This is a genomic window from Lysinibacillus sp. NPDC097162 (assembly GCF_044762185.1).
Lineage (GTDB): Bacteria > Bacillota > Bacilli > Bacillales_A > Planococcaceae > Lysinibacillus.
On the sequence record NZ_JBIWDT010000001.1, the window covers coordinates 1,628,511 to 1,648,014 of the forward strand.

The 19,504-nt window shown below is 35.3% G+C and carries 23 protein-coding genes and 1 pseudogene; 2 read left to right on the forward strand and 22 right to left on the reverse strand.

The window, feature by feature from the left end:
• The 11 genes from ACIQXW_RS08175 to ACIQXW_RS08225 all read right to left on the reverse strand — a co-directional run bounded on the left by ACIQXW_RS08175 (position 1) and on the right by ACIQXW_RS08225 (position 8,631).
• Positions 1-804: an energy-coupling factor transporter transmembrane component T family protein gene (locus tag ACIQXW_RS08175; protein ID WP_402760995.1), complete on the reverse strand. Its 804-nt coding sequence runs from the start codon at positions 802-804 to the stop codon at positions 1-3.
• A complete protein-coding gene (locus tag ACIQXW_RS08180) occupies positions 797-1,651 on the reverse strand; it encodes an ATP-binding cassette domain-containing protein (RefSeq protein WP_402760998.1) in 855 nt (284 codons plus the stop codon). The genes ACIQXW_RS08175 and ACIQXW_RS08180 overlap by 8 nt, the downstream gene beginning before the upstream one ends.
• Complete coding sequence (locus ACIQXW_RS08185; protein ID WP_402761001.1) at positions 1,627-2,436, reverse strand: ATP-binding cassette domain-containing protein; 810 nt, start codon at positions 2,434-2,436, stop codon at positions 1,627-1,629. Before ACIQXW_RS08185 ends, ACIQXW_RS08180 begins: the two co-directional genes overlap by 25 nt.
• Positions 2,437-3,258 carry an SDR family NAD(P)-dependent oxidoreductase gene (locus ACIQXW_RS08190; RefSeq protein ID WP_402761003.1) on the reverse strand — a complete coding sequence of 274 codons (822 nt, stop codon included), beginning with the start codon at positions 3,256-3,258 and terminating at the stop codon, positions 2,437-2,439.
• Positions 3,258-3,599: a MaoC family dehydratase gene (locus ACIQXW_RS08195; RefSeq protein WP_402761006.1), complete on the reverse strand. Its 342-nt coding sequence runs from the start codon at positions 3,597-3,599 to the stop codon at positions 3,258-3,260. Before ACIQXW_RS08195 ends, ACIQXW_RS08190 begins: the two co-directional genes overlap by 1 nt.
• On the reverse strand, positions 3,596-3,973 hold the full coding sequence (locus ACIQXW_RS08200) for an FAS1-like dehydratase domain-containing protein (protein ID WP_402761009.1): 378 nt from the start codon (positions 3,971-3,973) through the stop codon (positions 3,596-3,598). The genes ACIQXW_RS08195 and ACIQXW_RS08200 overlap by 4 nt, the downstream gene beginning before the upstream one ends.
• Positions 3,970-5,121, reverse strand: a complete 1,152-nt coding sequence (locus tag ACIQXW_RS08205; protein ID WP_402761012.1) for a thiolase family protein — start codon at positions 5,119-5,121, stop codon at positions 3,970-3,972. The genes ACIQXW_RS08200 and ACIQXW_RS08205 overlap by 4 nt, the downstream gene beginning before the upstream one ends.
• Positions 5,118-6,596, reverse strand: coding sequence for an AMP-binding protein (locus tag ACIQXW_RS08210; RefSeq protein WP_402761015.1), 1,479 nt, complete (start codon positions 6,594-6,596; stop codon positions 5,118-5,120). The genes ACIQXW_RS08205 and ACIQXW_RS08210 overlap by 4 nt, the downstream gene beginning before the upstream one ends.
• 25 nt (positions 6,597-6,621) lie before the next feature.
• On the reverse strand, positions 6,622-7,182 hold the full coding sequence (locus tag ACIQXW_RS08215; protein ID WP_340824322.1) for a biotin transporter BioY: 561 nt from the start codon (positions 7,180-7,182) through the stop codon (positions 6,622-6,624).
• A 238-nt stretch (positions 7,183-7,420) separates the two neighbouring features.
• On the reverse strand, positions 7,421-8,212 hold the full coding sequence (locus ACIQXW_RS08220; protein ID WP_402761018.1) for a class I SAM-dependent methyltransferase: 792 nt from the start codon (positions 8,210-8,212) through the stop codon (positions 7,421-7,423).
• Positions 8,200-8,631 (reverse strand): BrxA/BrxB family bacilliredoxin, encoded by a 432-nt coding sequence (locus ACIQXW_RS08225; protein WP_172771689.1) that lies wholly within the window; start codon positions 8,629-8,631, stop codon positions 8,200-8,202. The genes ACIQXW_RS08220 and ACIQXW_RS08225 overlap by 13 nt, the downstream gene beginning before the upstream one ends.
• A gap of 325 nt (positions 8,632-8,956) precedes the next feature.
• Here ACIQXW_RS08225 and ACIQXW_RS08230 point away from each other — a divergent pair, with 325 nt between their 5' ends.
• Complete coding sequence (locus tag ACIQXW_RS08230) at positions 8,957-10,276, forward strand: Ig-like domain-containing protein (protein WP_402761021.1); 1,320 nt, start codon at positions 8,957-8,959, stop codon at positions 10,274-10,276.
• Positions 10,277-10,521: 245 nt separating this feature from the next.
• Here ACIQXW_RS08230 and ACIQXW_RS08235 read toward each other — a convergent pair whose 3' ends face one another.
• The 4 genes from ACIQXW_RS08235 to ACIQXW_RS08250 all read right to left on the reverse strand — a co-directional run bounded on the left by ACIQXW_RS08235 (position 10,522) and on the right by ACIQXW_RS08250 (position 13,331).
• Positions 10,522-11,460, reverse strand: coding sequence for an alpha/beta hydrolase (locus ACIQXW_RS08235; protein WP_402761024.1), 939 nt, complete (start codon positions 11,458-11,460; stop codon positions 10,522-10,524).
• Positions 11,461-11,670: 210 nt separating this feature from the next.
• Complete coding sequence (locus ACIQXW_RS08240; protein ID WP_402761027.1) at positions 11,671-12,339, reverse strand: M15 family metallopeptidase; 669 nt, start codon at positions 12,337-12,339, stop codon at positions 11,671-11,673.
• Positions 12,336-12,752, reverse strand: coding sequence for a phage holin family protein (locus tag ACIQXW_RS08245; RefSeq protein ID WP_402761030.1), 417 nt, complete (start codon positions 12,750-12,752; stop codon positions 12,336-12,338). The genes ACIQXW_RS08240 and ACIQXW_RS08245 overlap by 4 nt, the downstream gene beginning before the upstream one ends.
• Before the next feature lie 222 nt (positions 12,753-12,974).
• Positions 12,975-13,331 carry a hypothetical protein gene (locus tag ACIQXW_RS08250; protein WP_402761033.1) on the reverse strand — a complete coding sequence of 119 codons (357 nt, stop codon included), beginning with the start codon at positions 13,329-13,331 and terminating at the stop codon, positions 12,975-12,977.
• 251 nt (positions 13,332-13,582) lie between these two features.
• On the opposite strand from ACIQXW_RS08250, the gene ACIQXW_RS08255 reads away from it, so the two are divergent.
• Positions 13,583-13,903, forward strand: a complete 321-nt coding sequence (locus tag ACIQXW_RS08255; protein ID WP_402761036.1) for a hypothetical protein — start codon at positions 13,583-13,585, stop codon at positions 13,901-13,903.
• Between the two features lie 17 nt (positions 13,904-13,920).
• Here ACIQXW_RS08255 and ACIQXW_RS08260 read toward each other — a convergent pair whose 3' ends face one another.
• The 7 genes and pseudogenes from ACIQXW_RS08260 to ACIQXW_RS08290 all read right to left on the reverse strand — a co-directional run bounded on the left by ACIQXW_RS08260 (position 13,921) and on the right by ACIQXW_RS08290 (position 19,448).
• Entirely contained in the window at positions 13,921-14,172 is a 252-nt protein-coding gene (locus tag ACIQXW_RS08260; RefSeq protein WP_402761039.1) for a hypothetical protein, read from the reverse strand.
• Positions 14,173-14,926: 754 nt separating this feature from the next.
• Complete coding sequence (locus ACIQXW_RS08265) at positions 14,927-15,601, reverse strand: hypothetical protein (RefSeq protein ID WP_402761042.1); 675 nt, start codon at positions 15,599-15,601, stop codon at positions 14,927-14,929.
• A 277-nt stretch (positions 15,602-15,878) separates the two neighbouring features.
• Positions 15,879-16,301, reverse strand: coding sequence for a hypothetical protein (locus ACIQXW_RS08270; protein ID WP_402761045.1), 423 nt, complete (start codon positions 16,299-16,301; stop codon positions 15,879-15,881).
• Between the two features lie 248 nt (positions 16,302-16,549).
• Positions 16,550-17,118, reverse strand: a pseudogene (locus ACIQXW_RS08275) (tyrosine-type recombinase/integrase).
• Positions 17,115-17,558: an ArpU family phage packaging/lysis transcriptional regulator gene (locus tag ACIQXW_RS08280; RefSeq protein WP_402761048.1), complete on the reverse strand. Its 444-nt coding sequence runs from the start codon at positions 17,556-17,558 to the stop codon at positions 17,115-17,117. Before ACIQXW_RS08280 ends, ACIQXW_RS08275 begins: the two are co-directional and overlap by 4 nt.
• A gap of 98 nt (positions 17,559-17,656) precedes the next feature.
• Positions 17,657-18,814: a helix-turn-helix domain-containing protein gene (locus ACIQXW_RS08285; RefSeq protein WP_402761050.1), complete on the reverse strand. Its 1,158-nt coding sequence runs from the start codon at positions 18,812-18,814 to the stop codon at positions 17,657-17,659.
• Positions 18,798-19,448: a hypothetical protein gene (locus tag ACIQXW_RS08290; RefSeq protein WP_402761053.1), complete on the reverse strand. Its 651-nt coding sequence runs from the start codon at positions 19,446-19,448 to the stop codon at positions 18,798-18,800. Before ACIQXW_RS08290 ends, ACIQXW_RS08285 begins: the two co-directional genes overlap by 17 nt.
• Between the last annotated feature and the right edge of the window lie 56 nt (positions 19,449-19,504).

Below are 19,504 nucleotides of genomic sequence, written 5' to 3' on the forward strand. Positions count from 1 at the left end.
TTATATTCCACTCCATTTAATAAAAATTAATACAAATACGAACAAAACTGTTACGAGCATTGCTATTATATCTTTTTTCTCATAGTGGAGTTCAATATAGCTCGTGCGATTTTTACCATCGCCATATCCTCTAGCATCTATGGCATCACTTAATTGATCTGCCCGTTGTATAGTTGTAAACAGCAACGGTATAACAATTGGAATATACGCAAAAATACGCTTCATAAACGGTAATGATTTAATGTCAAACCCTCTTGATTTTTGTGCTAGTATAATTCGATTTAACTCCTCTAAAACAGTTGGAATAAATCGAATGGCAATAACAATCATTAGTGAAAATTGTTCAATCGGTACACGGAGCTTCGATAACGGTTTTAACAATTTTTCTAAACCTTTAGCTAAAATAAGTGGCTTTGTTGTAAGGGTCAATAATGAAGCTAATAAAACAAGGAGCAAAATGCGCCAGACAAACCGAATGCCCGCTTCAATTCCTTCAATCGTAAATGTGATGATTCCCATTGACCAAAATACATGTCCTTTAGTAAAGAGCAGATGATAAACAAATGTAAAGGATAAGATAAAGAGTAATGGCTTCACACCTTTTAAAATCACAACAAACGGAACTTTAGAAACAATTAATAGTGTAAACACAAAAAAAGTGGCAATTACATAGCTCGTCGCTGTATCTAATAATAAGAAGCTTAACATCAACATAAAAATACTGATAATTTTAATGCGAGGGTCTAATCGATGGAAAATGGACTGCTTGTCGACATACTGTCCAATTATAATAGAACTACGCATCAAGCTTCCCCCTAAACTGTAAATATGGCTTAACAGCATTGAAGATGGTTTGCTCCTTACAGTTCGCTACTGCTATTTTCTCCCCAAGTAATTGTTCCACAACTTTTAATAATTGTAGTTGTTCCGGCATTGTTAGTCCTGCTCTTGTTACTATATGGGCCTGCTGTAAAAACAATTGATTGGTATTTAAGTGTGCTTGTATTTCTCCTTCATGTAGAACAATGACTTCATCAGCGTACTCAGCGACATCTTGCATTTGATGGGTAACAAACAGAACGGTATGATTCGTTTCTAATTGCCATTCCTTCAAAAAATCTAGTAACGTTGACTTACTAATCGGGTCAAGCCCAGCCGTAGGTTCATCCAAAATAAGTAACTTTGGCTGCATTAATATAATAGATGCTATCGCTACACGCCGTTTTTGTCCTCCACTTAGTTGAAAAGGTGCAAGCGTCAAAATGGTTTCATCTAAACCTACTTTCGGAAGAATTGCATAAATACTAGCTCGTATTTCTTTTTCGGATTGTCCTATTTGTTTTAATCCAAACGCTAGTTCCTTATAAACTGTCGTTTCAAAAAACTGGTGCTCTGGATATTGAAAGACATAGCCAATTTCCTGTAAATCTTTTTTTTGCCCTTTTCCACTTAGTGTAATAAGGTTATTATGTAGTCTATATTCCCCTATAGAATCTACTAATCCCTTAAATAATTGAACAAAGGTTGACTTACCTGCTCCAGTTTTTCCAATAATCGCAACCCATTTACCATCTGCTATGGAACACGAAATATTTTTTAAAGCTTTTTGATTATCATATTCAACTGTTACATTTTTGAGCTCGTATCCCATAGTAAACGAATTGCTCCTTCCCAGTCCGCTGTTAATGACCATGCTTCATTTGCTAATTGATGAATTTTGACAGCGATAGGCTCCACTAAGGAAAAATCTCTTACATTGATTGTTTCAAATAGAGCTATCGGATGTCCATCGAAGCAAATTTGACCGTTATCAAGTAAAAGCACACGATTTGTTTGCATTACTTCATCCATATGGTGTGTGATGTGGACAATCGTTAATCCAGCTTGATGCAGTGAGTGCATGAGGGTTAATACTTGTTCTCTTCCTATTGGATCTAACATTGACGTGGCCTCATCAAAAATAATGCATTGTGGACGCATAGCTAAAATTGCCGCAATCGCAACACGTTGCTTTTGCCCACCGGATAATTCATGTGGCATGCAATCTAAATAGGTTTCCATGTCAACTGCTTTGCTAGCCCATTGAACACGCTGAGCCATTTCTTCCTTTGGTAAACGAATATTTTCAAGCCCAAAAATGATTTCATCTCGAACGCTCGTTGAAATAAATTGATCTTCAGGATTCTGAAAAATAAAACCTATTTTCTGTCGAATTTCTTTTAAATCTATAGCATTACTTGTCTCTAAATGATGAAATCGTACAGCACCATTTTTCGGAAGGTATAAGCCATTCATTAATTTTGCAAGTGTTGATTTGCCACATCCATTTTTGCCGACAATTGATACAAATTCACCAGCCTGTATGGTAAAATGAATATCTTTTAAAATCGGTGCACTCTTTTTGTGATAAAAATTGACATGCTCAAATACTAGCATTTAAACACTTCCCTTTTGCTCATCGTACATGGCGAAAAAACGCTCTGGACTACTGGCAGAAATGCTTTGCTGTGGTCTCGTCCATTTCGTAACCGTTGTACCATTTACCCCAAATATTTCTCCCGTTAGATTTGCATCTTGCTGTGTTAATAATGTACCGATAAAGTAGGCAATATCCTCTGGAGTCCCCACCTTCCAATAATCAGGAAACGGTTCATTGCGTTGGGCATATTTTTTTGATATAAAATCAATCACAGGCTTCGTCATATCCGTTAACGCAGCAGGTGAAATGGCATTTACACGAATATTAAATGGCTTCAACTCTTCCGCCAATGTCCACGTCATTCCAAGAATGCCCGCTTTCGCCGCACTATAATTAAGTTGGCCTTTGGAGCCCATTAGTCCAGCTGTTGACGTCATTAATAAAATATCGCCTCCTCTTTCGAGTAAATGAGGCAGTACGCGTGAAATACAGTAAAAAGCGCCATGTAAATGGACATTGATGACATCTTGCCATTGCTCAGTTGTCATTCGCATACATTTTTCATCTCGTAAATTGCCAGCATTATGAATGAAAACATCTATTTGTCCAAACTCTACCATCACAGCTTCAATCATCTTAGACACCGCTTCAACATCAGCAATATCCGCACAATACCCAACTGCCCTATTTCCTTCAGCACGGATTTGTTGGACGACTTCATCAATTAACTGCTGGTTCGTGCCATTTACAACGACACTGTATTGATTATTAGCTAGATGAATAGCCGTACTGCTACCAATCCCTCTTGTTGCCCCTGTAATAAGTGCGACCTTCTTCATTATCTCAACTCCTTCACAACAAAAAATCCTATAGCAATTAAGTCGTTGTTGTTGGTCAATAAGGATACTTCTATCGTATTGTGCTTTTCAATAAATCGAAACGTCACTTCTTCATCTATTAGAAGTGGTTTTTGGAACCGCATATCATAGCGAACGACCCATTTTAACGGATGTTCTTTAATATACAATGATTGAGCAAGCCCCATTAAATACATACCGTGCACAATCGGGCGTTCGAAGCCCGCTTCCTTCGCTGCATCAGCATTAACATGGATTGGGGCATCATCTTTCGATACTTGTGCATAATAGTAGACCTGTTTTGCAGTAACTGTTTTTTTCATATGTCAGCACCTACGTGGATCAAAACTGTTTTTAATTGCACAATTTCTGTTCCTTGTTCGAAACAGTTTAAAGTATAAGTATAAAAAGTCATTGGTCCTTGTTTTCCTTGTTTATGCTCTTTATGACTTAACGCTAATTCACATTGTAATACCATTCCTTCTTGAATTGGCAAATGATAAAAAAATTGCTGCGACCCGTGGAGAACTGGCTTTTGATTATTAAAAATTGCTCGATCAAATTGTTGCCAAAATACAATGGGCATGGTCGCAGGGGCAATGAGTTTGCCATGAAGATATTGTAACGGGGCCTCTATACTTTTAGCATAGCGCTGTATCCACTCAGCTGTTACGGTTATTTTTTTTGTTAATCTCATCGAACTGCCTCCACAAGCGTTGCAAGCCCCATTCCACCACCAATTCCTAGTGTTGCAAGCCCTCTTTTATATGGTTGATATTTCATTTCATAAAATAATCGCGTGATTAAAATAGCACCTGATGCGCCGTACGGATGACCAATGGCAATTGCCCCACCAGCTCGATTAACCTTATCTTCAGGAATTTGTAATGTTTGGATTGAAGCGAGCACCTGTGAAGCAAAAGCTTCATTAAATTCAACAATGTCAATATCTTCTACGTTCAGTTGTTGCCTATTCAATAGTTTTTGTACAGCTGGAACTGGACCTATCCCTAAATAATTTGGATCGACACCTGCAGCCTGTGTATCGACAATGCGGAGTATCGGCTGTAATTGTAATTGACGGCATTTTTCTAAAGACATGACTAAAACCAGTGCCGCGCCATCATTTAGCGGGCATGCATTTCCTGCAGTGACAGTACCATTATCTAAAAATACAGGTCTTAATGATTGAAGCTTGTCGACACTTGTATTCTCTCTTGGACACTCATCTATAGTTACCCATCCATCATTTACATGTAGAGGCACTATTTCTTCGTCAAAACGATTTAAATTCCTTGCTTGAATCGCTTTTTGATGGCTTTTGTATGCGTAATGGTCTTGTGCTTGTCGTGAAATCGAAAATTTCATTGCTACATTTTCAGCTGCTATACCCATGTCAGGATCGCCATAACGCTGTGGGGTAAACGGGGCACGTGAATAAACTTGCGGCATAGCCATTAATGTACTCGGCTTTTTCATTTTCCAAGGCGCACGACTTGTACTTTCTACACCACCAGCTAAATAAACGTCTCCTGCTCCACTTTGAACAAATCTGGCAGCCATATTAATTGCTTCTAGCCCTGAGCCACATTGACGGTCAATGGTAACCCCTGGAATAGAAAAAGGTAAATCTGCTTCTAAAGCAGCAAGTCTGGCCAAATTTCCTCCTGGCCCGACAACATTTCCTAAAATGACATCATCAATACAATCGCTTGGTAATGCAGTTTCTTTTATTATTTCTCTTATTAATGGGGCTACTAGATGCTCTGGTTCCAGTGTGGCTAGCTGCTCCCCCATTTTGCCAATTGGTGTTCGTTTTGCCATCACAATTACTGCGTCTCTCATGACAATTCCTCCATTAACCAATCTTTCATGGCTTTACGAGCTATTTTTCCGCTGCTTGTAAAGATGAACTTCTGCACTGTTACTAATTGTTTCGGTAGCTTATAACTTGCTAAAAACTGAGCGCCAAATTGCTGAATTTCTTCTAGTGAAAGCGTTCGATCATCTTGCCATTTAATACAGGCAACAAGCCGTTCCCCCCAGTAATCATCTGGCACACCAACTATTATCATGTCATCAATTGCACAATGTCGTTTTAGCACCGTTTCCACTTCCTCTGGATACACATTTAAGCCACCAGTAATCAGCATGTTTTTGGCTCGACCAATTAAATACAATGCTCCGGAATCGTCTTGCCTCATATAATCTCCTGTTTTTAACCAGCCTTCATGAAATACTGCATTTGTTTCTTCGGGTAATAGAAAATAACGAGTGAACATCATTTCACTACGAACATAGAGTAATCCAACTTCACCATTTTTTACTTCACGTTGTTCTTTATCTCGAATGGAAATCTCTACACCACGAAAAGGTTTTCCAACTATATGTTCTTGCATCGTTTGATGGACATCTAAATAACTAATATAACTCGCTTCAGAAGAGCCGTAGAATTCAAATAACTTTGTTGTGCCAAATACCTTTTTCGCCCGTGCTTTCGATTGTTCTGACCATTTAGCTCCGGAAGAAATGATTGCTTGTGCATGCATTTCTTGCAAACTGTCTAACCTAAGTAGCTTTTCAATCATTGTTGGCACAAGAAATAAAATCATATTAGGCACTTCCCTGCAATACTTAACTACCTTTTTTTCCTCAAAAGCGGTCATAATATAAAACGTTCCACCAAAATATAAGCTTTGCATTAGCGCAAATAATGACAGTGACTGCACGAATGGTCCTGGTGCTAGAAAATTTTCTAAAGTATTTAACAGGAATGCTTCCTTTGTCGCAATAAAACTTTTCAGCCAAGAATTGTGTGTTCGTTCGTAACCCTTTGGCATGCCAGTTGTCCCAGAGGTAAAGCCGATAAATAACGGGTCTTTCGCTTTATTAACCGTAGCTTCTTCTGTTAAAGTAGAAAACCATTCATCATAAGAAGCTATTTGCTTGTCCGAAAATACATACGTGTCTATTTGTTCGAAAACATGCAAATTTTCCTCATACATACACTCAAGAAAAATCATCCTCGGCTGTGCTTGTTTCAGCACCAACCCAATTTCATGTAAACTCCACTTTGGATCAAGTAAAATCGGCACACAACCCGCATACATAATCCCTAAAAAAACTTCCACAAATTCAATTCGATTGCTAGATAAAATCGCAATTTTTTCGTGCTCAAGTCCATTACATTGAATGCCTTTTGCAATTTTTTTCATGGCACTTACTAATTGTTCGTATGTATAAGACCGTTCCTCATGAATTAGCGCAATTCCCTTTGGCTGACGAACTGCATGTTCGATAATGGGTTCGATGATGTTCATTTCTTCACACACCTTTAAAAATATCTTATTCTACTTCACTATTTAGCTTTTGTTCTATTGGACTAACTGCCCTTAATTGCAAGACAATAATTGCCGCGATAATTGCCTTTATACAATCACCTGGTAAATACACTAACGCTCCTACTAAACCAGCCCAAATAGACGTTTGTGTAATCAATGCCATAACTGGTGCTCCAATTAAACTAACTAGTAATACACCAAATACAAAATTAATAATTAATAATTTCCAAGTTTTAATAGAAGACCATATTTTTTCAGTTGCATAGCCAATTAGAAAAGCTGCAATCGGCCAGCTAAAAATATAGCCTGCTGATGGACCAACTAATACCGAAAAGCCCCCTCGTCCACCAGATAACAAAGGTAAACCTAAAGCTACTAAAACAATAAACAGTACGAGACTAATTGCCCCTGTTTTCTTTCCTAAAAAACCTCCTGCTAACATTACACCTAAAGTTTGTGCTGTTATCGGTACTGGAATAAAACCTACTGAAATTGGAGGAATTAATCCTAGTGCCGCTATTAATGCTGCAAAAAGTGCCGCATATACCATTTCTTTAGTTGTCATATAAAAAACCTCACCTTATAAAAAATTTATGCAAAAAAACCGGTTTCTTTGTATGTGAATTATAATAGCGCTAAAATTCATTTGTGTAAACTTATTTTTAGTTAAAAGTTAACTCAAATTATAATAATATTTTCAGGTGATTGTTTTTCTTTTGTAAAGATGTGATTTTTAACAAAAAAAAGGAACAGACATTAAAATCAGTCTGTTCCTGAAAATATAACTTAAGCGAATTATGGACTTATTGCTTCAAAATAACGCCATAATGAAATTTTGAAGTTAAACGTGTCAATCTTGAAAAATGATATTTTTCAAACCATGTCGACCGAAAGTGAGCCTTTAAAACGACTCGTTTTTTTGCAACTCGTTTCGCTTCTGTTACCCATACATCGGTTAATGTTATATGTGCTCCAGCCGTGCGAAGTGCTTGAAAATTATTCGATTCCTCTATAATTTCTTCGAACATCGGATCCATATAGACGACATCAAATGCATTGTCTGGCTGTAATTTTAAATATGCTATAGCTTCTGCCTGTACAACTTCGATTTGTCGCATACATGCGGTTAAAGGAAGCTCCGATGTATCATATGTGTCCATCCCGTGTGCCACAATAAACGCCACATTAGGATCTGCCTCTAGCCCAACTACTCGCCCAGAATCCCCAACAATGAAGGCAGCTAACATCGCATCTGCACCTAATCCTAGCGTGCAATCCAATACCGTGTCACTTTTTTCTAACTGTACGGCCTCTAAAAACGGCTCAATTTCTCCGCGTGCCACTCGCTTTAAACGAAATGCTGCTGAATTGGGATGAAAGAAAAAAGGCTCTTCTGCCCCAAATGCATAATATTCATAGCGATTTTTTCCTGCAACAATAACATTTGCCTGCATTTCCTCGGAAATTTTGCGAATTGAACGCTTATTACGAGCAACAAACGGTACATGTAACGTGTCACACACAAAATCAGCGAGCACCATCGACAAGTCGTCTGGTCTGCCCGCTGTAGTCACAATCGTTTTTATTTCTCGCATGTTTGCTCTAAAACGCCTGTTAAATGCGCTGTAATTTGCTCCACTGGAAAACCTTCAATTTGTTCACGTGGAATAAAATAAGCCAATTCCCCATCTTTTAAAATAGCCATTGATGGCGAGCTTGGTGGCACATCCTCAAAGAAACCACGCATAGCAGCAGTAGCTTCAGGATCTTGCCCAGCAAATACTGTTACAAGATTATCCGGTTTTACCGTACCTACCGCTTCACGTGCTGCTGGACGAGCTAACCCAGCCGCACATCCACATACCGAGTTGATAACAACTAAAGAAGTCCCCTTCGCCTCCGCCATAAATTCATTTACAGCATCAGCCGTTGTCAATTCACTAAATCCAGCCTCCACCAACTCTTCACGCATCGGCTTCACTACCTGTTTCATATATTCGTCGTAAGCATTCATGCTTTTACCCTCTTTCATATGTAATCACAAAGCCCATTATAGCAAGGTTTCTTACGAATGTACAAAAACTTGTTTTCGCCCAAATTCACATGTTTTCGGGAGAAATGTGACTTTTTCGTGACTTTCGTGACTTTTTTTGTGTAACGAAGTAGCATTGGTTGTGGGTTGTTACATACCTAAAAAATGGATTTTTTTCTTAGTATTACATTTTTATTATCAAAAAGTGTCGATTTTTATTATGGTAAATTAAATTATTAATGGTTAAAGTTGTTATTGCTGGGTGTTTAGATTAATGCCCTTAGATATATTGAAGGAGGATACATAAGTGATTAATTTGTTTAAAAAAGGTTTTATTTATCTAACATTAATGGTATTAGTATTAGTTAGTGTTAACGTCGAAAGTGCATTGGCAACAGAAGTTGTGGATTATGAAGAGGGTGTTACTAATTTAAATAATACTCCTGAAAATAGTGCTGTTGTAGGGGATGTTTTAAAAAGTCCTGAAATAGGTTGGAAGAGATATGACGATAATCACAAAAAATTAATTTATGAAAAGGGTAAATGGGTAAGGTACACAACAAACGCTGCTCCTGCTGATTATAAAAAAGGAAGTATGGGTGCTAAGAAAAATGTAACTGCTAAATTGGAATTTTGGTTTTTAGGCAGCAAAATTAATATAATCACAAATAGGGAACCAACATATACGAAAAACGCATTAGTGAAAATTGATGGGATCGATCAAGGTAATCTTATGAGTAACGGTACTGCACAAGCTCAAACATTAGCTTTTAAAAAAGAAGGATTAGCTTTTGGTATTCATAAAGTTGAAGTTTTAATTACAAATACACCCTCTAATGTAAACACTTACAATCTTAGAATAGACGCTATTGATATCGATTCAGATGGCAGTCTTGTAGATGAAGGATTTATTGAAAATTCTATTACATTAGACAAAAATAATCTAGAATTGCTTGAGGGTGATTCAGAAAAACTAACCGCAACAGTAATTCCAGACGGCACAAATGTAATATGGACAAGTAGTGATGAAAGTATTGCAACTGTAGATTTAGACGGCAATGTAACTGCTATTAAGGAAGGAATAATTACTGTCACAGCACAACTTGCAAATACAAATCTAACTGCGAACTGCATTGTAACTGTTAAGAAGCAAGGTAGTCTAGAAACTGAATCTATCACATTAGATAGGAATGCACTTGAGCTACTAGAAGGTAGCAAAGATAAATTAACTGCCACAGTTTCTCCAGATACAGCAAAAGTGATTTGGACAAGTAGTGATGATTCGATTGCAACTGTAGATCAGGATGGAAATGTGACAGCTATTCGTGAAGGAACTGCAATCATTACTGCAAAAATAGAAAACACTGAAATTGCTGCTTCTAGCACTGTGATTGTTAAAAAACCAATTAATGAAACTTCTAGTGCTATCCTTAGTATCACACTAGTAAACGGCATTACAAAAGAATATGATGTTACTAATACCGTTTTAAATAATTACTTGAATTGGTTTGAAAGTGCTCAAGGTACTTCAACTTTCAAATTCATAAAAACTATCTCACCATATAAAAAAGTAACTGAATATATTGTACACGACAAGATTGCTTCATTTGAAGTAAGAGAGTATTAATCTAGAGACCGCCCTCCACAATGATCTAGTGGTAGAGCGGTCTTTCTATTTTATTTACTACGTCTTTGTTATATTGTAATTTACAATCCAATCAAACAATCCGTTGTCATCACGCCATTTTGTATATCTTTCAAATTTGAAGTTTGAATTAACGTTATATATTTTTTTATATTTAATAAATCCTTGTTGAACTAACGTGCTTAATTCCTGAACATAAGTACTACATAATAGTTAGTTATTCGCTATTAACGATTTAAACTTTCTATAAACTTTTTTGATTCCTTAGCTATTCGCTCATAGTCAATACTATGGACATAGTGAGATGAATCTAACTGAATTAATTTTCCATTATTAGTCATACTAATGAAGTCAGTTTGAACTCTATTCCATGTTTTATTATCAAAACCAGTTCCCTCACCATTCGATGTAAACAAAAGTGTAGGAATCATTGGTATTCCAGCTTTTTTAACTTTTTGCGCATTTGGTTTTATATTATTTATTTCGTTGACCATATCTTTAGTTAACGTTCTTCGATAAAAAATTGCTTTATACAACTTTTTCTCCTTATCTGTTAAATTTCCATATTTTATTGCGTCACTTTGCGATAATTTTGGAACAAATCTTGTTAAACCAGTTTTTGCAGCAAAAGCACCTAATCGAATAAAGAACATATTGATATCTAATTCTTCATATATAGCTGGAACAGCCATATCTAATCCAATAATAGCTTTTATTTCATCAGGGTAGTCTTGCGCCCATTTCAAGGCTTCAATGCCAGACATAGAATGAGGAAATAAAATATATGGCCCTTCAATACCAGATTTAATAAGAGATTCTTTTGTTTCAGCTAGAATTGTATCAATGTCTCGATCAATATTTGTGATTTCGCTAAATCCATATCCTGCCTTTTCAACAACAACAATTTTATATTTATCACTTAGCAATGAATAAAGTGATTTAAAATCTAATGCAGGGGTGCTCGTGCCACCACCAGACATAAAAACAAGAGTATCTTCTCCTTTTCCTTCTGTATAAACGTGCATTTGATGACCATTAACTTCTACAAGTTGCCCAATCGGAACAAATAGTTCTTCTTCTTTGGACAACTGTATTTTATGATTTATAAAACTCACAGAAAGAATCAACACAAAAAACGAAATAATTACTACAAATATTATTAACATAATACGTTTAATCCTCATTTCATATTCGAGACCCATAATCTTAATTTTGTTGAAAATTACCCTTAAACTTATTCTACATAAGATTGTTTTACACAAGTCATATTTCTGACGAAATCCCATTATAAAGTATACTTTAAATACCTAAATATACCAACATAGTTTTATAATAGAAAAACTTGAGCCCTCAAAAATGAAGCTGGGTTTTACCGTTTATTTAGTTGTTCGTCGTTGATGTATTGTAACGCATAAACCAATTAAACGATCCGTAGTCATCACACTATTTTGTAAATCCTTTAAATGTGAAGCATTGATAATACCCTCCTTCACTGCCTGTGCAATAAAGTTTTCAGTCTCTGTTCTCATTGTTGGTGAACCAGGATTCCATGTTGTGTTTGCCACATTGGTTTCCTCCTTCTTGTCTTTCACAATTAATTGGACTTTCAATTTACTATTGCTTGGCACGATTACTTGTCCTTCTAATTTGTACCCTCTTGGCATCTTCCAATTCTGTTTCACTTCAAAATGTGGACGGTCAATGCTGCGTACCCAATCACCGCCCCATGTAATACCTAACTTACGAGCTATTGATCCGACTTTTGTTAATGTATCTACATCATAGAGGGTTTTAGGGGGAGCGACGGCAATGTCCCAAGCTAATCGTGAAGTATGGTTACTCTTCAGTGTCCACGTCACAATTTTTCCTGGTCTTGTACGACCTTGTGCATATAGGTAATTTTGGCGTGCTTGCGATCGGTATGTTTCTGTGACGAAGATATTTTGAATGCCTACTTTATAGCACTGTTGAAAGAGCAATCTGCAAGCCGTTTGTGCCACTGGTAGTAATTCACCTAAATCTCGACATGTAGTTGTGATACTCATTGTTTATCATCCTTTTTTTCATCGTTGTCGATTTGTAACTGCTTAAAAGCGTCCGTTAAAAACTTCGGTACTTTCAACCCTAGCTTTCCAAGATTCTCAATCATACTGATTCCTTCCATCCCGATTAGAAAAAGAATCATCGCATTGCGCATAAAGTTTCCACTCTCGGTTGCTAAGTCCAGTTGCACTGCAGCGATAACCATCAAAATCATCGCCAGTTTTTTAAACAGTCCGATTAAAGCATTTCTGCTATCCACGTTTTTCACAACAAAGGCAACCATTATGCCTAAAATATAATCAATCGCAATAAAGATAACGAAGGCCTTAATTAAATGGTCAATGCCACCAACAAAATAAGCGACCCCTGCCATGGAGCCGCCTACGAGTGATATATATAATGTATCTGTTTTCATTGGACACCTTCCTTTTTTTCATAAAAAAAGCCCTCCACAGTTGGTTGTAAGGTATAGTGTTTTTAATTTTACTGAGCTATATATCCACGTTCAACGCCCATTACACTTTAGAATACTAAGCTATCAAAATTGAATTGCTCTACGATATTCCATTGTTGTTTACCTAAATCATCACTATAATCATTACAATATTCAATAGTAAAACGAACCTTTGAACATTCTTTACCTCCAAATAGATAAATTATATTGTTTTCTTACAACGTCCAAATCTTTATCTGAACTGTATAGTAAGTGACTAATACCGTGATATATTTTTATCAATGCCTTTTTGCGAATGATGTATATCATTCGCTGACTATAACTCATCTCACTTGCAATCTTAACTATTGACCACCCCTTAAAATACCTATATTTAACAAAAATAACCTCCTTTTCAGGCATAATCTTTAATATTTCATCAATACATATCACAATCAGTTGATCTTTGGTTAAAGATCCTACTTTTTCTTTATTTATATATGGATACATTTTCAAATATTTTTCTACTAGTTTATCAAGTTCGCGTCTATTTTTCTTCATTCCAATTTCCCCTTTGTTTTATATTCAATATCCCTTTTATTTTTCAAATTTTCACGAGGAGAAACGTGATACATCAGTTAAAAACTCTATATAAGTAATAATAATATCGTTGTATTTTTCAGTGTTCCTGAATAGAAAAGCATATTCGATTTTCTTTTTTGACTGTACGAAATTCACACACCATTTTATAATTATTAAAGGTAGTCCTTCATGAATTGAGTCATAAAACACTTAAAACACGAGGTGATGAAATGGAAATTAATACAGGTATTACTAAAATATTTGTAGAATTCTACACATATATGTCTATCTATTTTTTAGTTCTAGGAATTATTCTTTCACTAAAATGGATACTACCTCTCATTTTCAAAGAAAAAAAACAACTTATTGAAGTAATTGTAAATTTCCTTCTACTTTTGTTTATAAATAGTCTTGTAATCAACATTAAAGATATTTTATTAACTGAAATAAGTGTTTCAAGTTTAATGATAATATTAATTTTGCTTTTAGGTTATATAATGTTTTTTTATCAGCTTTATAAATATTTAAAAAGACCAAAAGCACATGAATAATCATGTGCTTTTGGTTTTTATCGAGGATATGACAAGTATTTTGCTATTAGTACTTTGTCAGGATATACTGCACCATTTTTTGCTTTGTACGACCATGTTGTCTTTACTCCATCAGCTACTGGTTCAAGTTTAGTAGTAATCCTATCTCCTGCCTTCGGAATTGGAAACGGCTCATACTTAGTATCATGTACCCATACACTCCCAATCGAAGAACCGACTGAAAGTATCGTTGCTGTAACACTTACAGCTACAAAACTTACGTAACCCAATGCCAAAAAAGTTCCTATTGTAAATAGTAGCATTTACCTTCCAATTAAGTACATCCCGTGCTGTATAAGTATATGTTGTAGATGCTGTTCTTGATAAATGCACATTAATATAAGCTATATCATACGTATAACCGTTATTTGCCTTTATATGAACTTTGTACTCTCCGAAATAAGGAGTTTCAACTGTAAAAGAGTCTCTTGTGGTCGATTGATTATAAGTTTTTGTGAATATAACTTCCCCGTCTCCAGGTCGCTGTACTTGAATTGATCCATTGTAACCTATACCACCCCTTTTACTCCAAGAAATTCTTAAACTTTTGATTCCTGTTTTTGTGACCCTTAAACCAAAATCTGTATTCCCATTATTTATTGCCATTTATAATTCCCCCTTATGTTGTCGTTTGGTTACAACTAATCATAAGAGGTTTCTGGAATTCAAAACTCTTTTATTAGTATAAGAATTTTCACATTATCTCTATATGGAATTTCTATTTTTACTTTCAAATATTGAAAAAGGACAAGCCAACAATAATTGACTTGTACTATAAATGATTTACTTTCTTCCCTCCCTAGCTGTTTTATAAGTATATTTATCCACATAATCCTCAAGTGACAAATTAATAGTTTCTTTGCTACTTCAATAATATTCTATAAGACCACTGTACTGAGGTCTTAACAAATTTTTGGTGGATTATCTACTGCATCCATAGTCTCTCTTTGAAATGGCGCACTCTCCGTATTCTATCGCCCGTGCTCAGCTGCCTATTCCTTGGATAACACAAGGTGCTTGTCCGCCCACTGAGATACCGTTAGCTATAGAGAGGATGATACTAAGCTTGCAATTTCTTAAAACAGTCTCATTATCTGTTTTTGAACCATCTTCATCACCATCCAATTCTAGTTCAACATTATCTTCTGTAAAATACTGTGCCACATCATACTCAGCAAGCTGTGCTAATGCCTCATGAATATCTCTTTCCAGTAATGCTTCGATCATCTTCGGATCATCCTTACTTGCTAAAAGTAACGCTGACTTCGAGGGGAGCGACATCATCTTTGAACGAAACGCCATGACCATATGATTTTGAATTTTCTCCACCTCATCCGCCTTATGCATTTCTCGTTTTAGATGCGCCAACTCAATTTCAGCCTTCTCCCGTTTCGCCTTCTCATGCAGCCATTTCTCATAATCTAAAGACTCCATCACCTTGTTCTCATCAATGCCATCAAAGGACATTTTCAAAAAAGTAATGTAGCGACTGACGGTATCGATCAAATCATAGCGGCCATGAGCAACACGCGCAATCACACCTTCTTCGACTAAATAACGAACATTCCTTTCCGTCATATTAAACATTTTGGCAATCGTTTTTGTATTGACAATCGTTCGATCATCCAATTTCGTTTTCGCAGTCACACATGCACTCACCTCACTTGAATTACAGGATGGAAGGAACGCCTTTTTCGACATAATATCTAGCGTTTTTCCGGGCCTCGGAGACCCGCAGCCTGGCGTTCTTGGGTAGAAGAACCTAACAGTTTTTGGAATGATTTTGGATTTAAATATCCAAATAAAAAAACGACACCTCGACATCAAATCGAAGTATCGTTCACTCATTAACTTACATTTGTTACACACTAATATAATAACACATTCAAAAACAAATTCTCTGCCACTATTCTGCCAACATTATGCCATGGATTTATTAAATATCTTTAAATAACAATAGAAAATATTTTGCCTTTGCTCTTCTGCCTTTTTCAGTTCCCAAATTCTTAGCAAATATCCAAATACACATTACATAAATGATTACCATTGTAAATAAGTAAATTCCTGTAGGCATGAATTCTTCGAGAAATAATTTGTAAATACCTAAAAAGCTCAATATTAAAGCAATTATTCCTGTAAAAATAGTAGTAAGGTCATGACGTTCTTCCATAAAAGCTAATCTTGATAGTAAAATTCTTTTCCTATAAGCACTAATACTTTTGTATGTATTTATGTTTTCAAACAGCCTAGTCTCTGAAGCATATTTAACACTATAATTTTGTTCTAAGAAATTTAAAAGAATCTTATCATCTTTTTCAAAAATATGTGCTTCTAAATCATTTTTTATCCCCTTATTCATAATTTACCTCCTAAAATCCACACCCTTATTTTACCACATTCACATTAACATATCTTACATTCTGTTAATGTGCAGAAAGTGTTAAAAAGCTAGATTTCTCAACACTTTACACGCCATTCAGATTATGAGCTTTACATGTCCTTATTTTGTAAATGTCTTTAGTGTGTGAAAGTGTAAAAAATTTTTAGAACTTGCTCCATTTCCTAAAATAAGCAAAATAAAAATAGCACCCACCTGACAGTGCTATTTTAAAATTTCAAACGCTTAATTAATTTTTGATACGCTTGATCGATGGCATCTTGATTTACCCCAATATATTTCAATGTAATATAGGGCGCTGAATGATTAAAAATATCCTGTAGCAATGCCACATCTTTTTCTTCTTGATACACATGATAGCCAAAGGTCTTGCGTAACGTATGTGTCCCTATTTCGTCCAAACCATTAGCCAATGCAGCTGTACGTAATATTGCATATGCCCTTACTCTCGTGATTGGTTTATTTTTACCTTGCCGGGATTTGAATAAAAACTCCTGATCTTCCTTATCTTTAATGTACGGAATGAGCACTTTTTGCAGTTCTTTTAATATCGGAATACGTTTCGTCTTATTCTGCTTCTTTTTCTGAACCTTTGACTCTTTAATAAACAACACATGCTTATGTCGAACATCTCCTACTTTTAAACGCAAAATGTCGCTAATTCTTAGCCCAGTATAGATACCGAAACAAAAAGCAATTCATCACGTGGATTGTCTTGCAACGTTTTACGAACATCACGAATCTTGTCTAAATCACGTATTGGCTGGACAAAATTCATTGACTCTTCACCTCATCCCCCTCATATACCTCTACTCGCAATGCTAAAGCCAATTTATACAGTGCTTGTGCCTTGATACGATAAAACGTTCGCTCGCTTATATGTAGCTTTTTTGAAATTTGATAATTATACAAAGACGTCTCCTCTAAACAAACCATTACAATAATCTGTCGCTCTTTTTGCGTCAGTTTATAAAATGCACAATTAAATCTTTCAAAAAAGGCTTTCGCTTGCTTGTAGTGCTCTACATTTCGAATTGCTGCTTCTTCAACTTTTGAATGAAATCCTCCACTGTAAGATGGCATGTTTAACGTATAATTCGCTGTAATCGTCGGCAACAAATCCTCAGGGGTTGTCAGTTGATAAGTGCGATATTGTCGTAAGATATTTTCAATGGCTTTTTGAGTAGCTTTTCCATCGATGTTTTTTAAGATATCCACTATTCTTCACTCCTTTAGTTAAACTAAAAAGAGGACAACAAAAGAAGGCAGCGTGTTTGCTGCTATCCAATGTTGTCCTCCAGTAGGCTGGTAGAACTTTATTTTTTAAAAGAAATGATATTTGATTTATCACTACTTTGATTAAAATAACCATATGGTAAATTAGCCAAAGCTTCGATGTCAATACTACTCAGTTTTATTTCATCACACAACTCTGATTTAGATTTAACTTTGTGAGTTATTATTAAATCAATTGCCTCTTTCAATAAAATTGGAGTCTCTTTTAATAATAAATCATCATACGGTTCTTTAACCCTCCAGCCTTTACTGGCAATTTGTTTCCACAGATAGGATGTTTGATATTCATTTATTAAATTCAATTCTTTAGATCTATAAATCATTGCTTGAATTGAGACTTGCCATCTTTTCTTTAGTAACAAATAATAGTCCATCGAATGTGAAATCAATTCATTTGAAAATATATTAGCAGGCAATAAAAATGCGGAGGCAAAGTGGTTTGCTTCTATTTCCAAACGCTTATATATTTCTTTTTTATTAAAATCTTCCCTTGAAACATTATAGTGTAACAAATAATGACCAAGTTCATGTGCTAAAGTAAATTTGATTCTTGAAGGTGCAGATTTATCATTCCCAACAAGAATAAATAATTTGTTACCAATCCATTTTGAACATGCGTCAATAACATATTCTTCAGAATCAATAATACTAACAACTATTCCATGTTTCTCAAATAAATGAGTTAAATCTGTAATAGGGCCATTATTAAGATCCCACATATTTCTAATTCCCGCAGCTATTTCTTCAATTTTTTCAAAATCCGTTGGTACAAAAAAATCTTGTTTCTTTTTTTCAAAAATCGGCAAATTCGATTCAGGAAAATCAATAATACCTTCAAGATATGAATATATTTTCATCAACCAACTAATTTTAATTTCATGTATTTTCTTTAATTTAGCAGTTGCATTTGCTTTTCCTCTAAAAAATACAATTTCATCGCCAATGTTGTAAAAGGCATCTTCAAAAAAATAATTATGAGGAACATTTAAAGCCTTCATTATACTAAATAATACTTCAGCAGGTGGAATAGCTTTTCCATTTTCATATTTAGAAAGCGTTTGATGATTATTTAAGCCTACTTGGTCAGTTAACTCCCTTATAGTCAACCCCCTAGCCTCTCTTGCTTCCCTTAATCTTTCACTGCGAAAAATTCTATTAAGATTAGTTTTTCCCTCCATCTCCTTGCACTCCTTGTGCGAACTCTTTAAATTTAACTAATTGTACCCTTACAATATCGTTCATTTCTTTTTTTGTTTGGTTCACTAAATGTAACTCCTTTGTCAAATCAATCCTATTAAACCACTTTCCTTTGCCATCTGGAACACCAAGATTAACAAAACTTACATTTCGATTTGAATGATTATGGGTCAGTTCTAAGTATCCTGGTTCCTCCAAAATCTCATCCTCACCAAAATTCCAATAGTATTGATTGTTCAATTGTAACAACGATCTATAGATCGCTTTTCTTGCAGTAACATGTTCATTTTTGGCTCTATTTATACATATAATCACATTCTTTGTTTTTAATTCAACATGATAAGCTGATTTAGTTCTATTTGGCACTATACTAGCTTCAATGTTATTTAGTGCACCGCTCTTAGCTGCTTCATACAATGTAAATTGTACTGCAAGGTTGTCAAGATAACCCATATGCTTTTTCCCTAAAGCCCAATTTAAAAAAGATATATCTTTTAAACTCGCATCTACTAGTTCATATGCCTGTTGGACACAAGGAACAATTAAACTTCTTACTGGCCTAGCAATCTCTACATCTATAAACTTCGCTACATCAACTGGTGCACTAATTTCCATGAACACAACCCCTTTTATATTCTTTGCAACAATTTTACCCAAATTCTATAATTTTG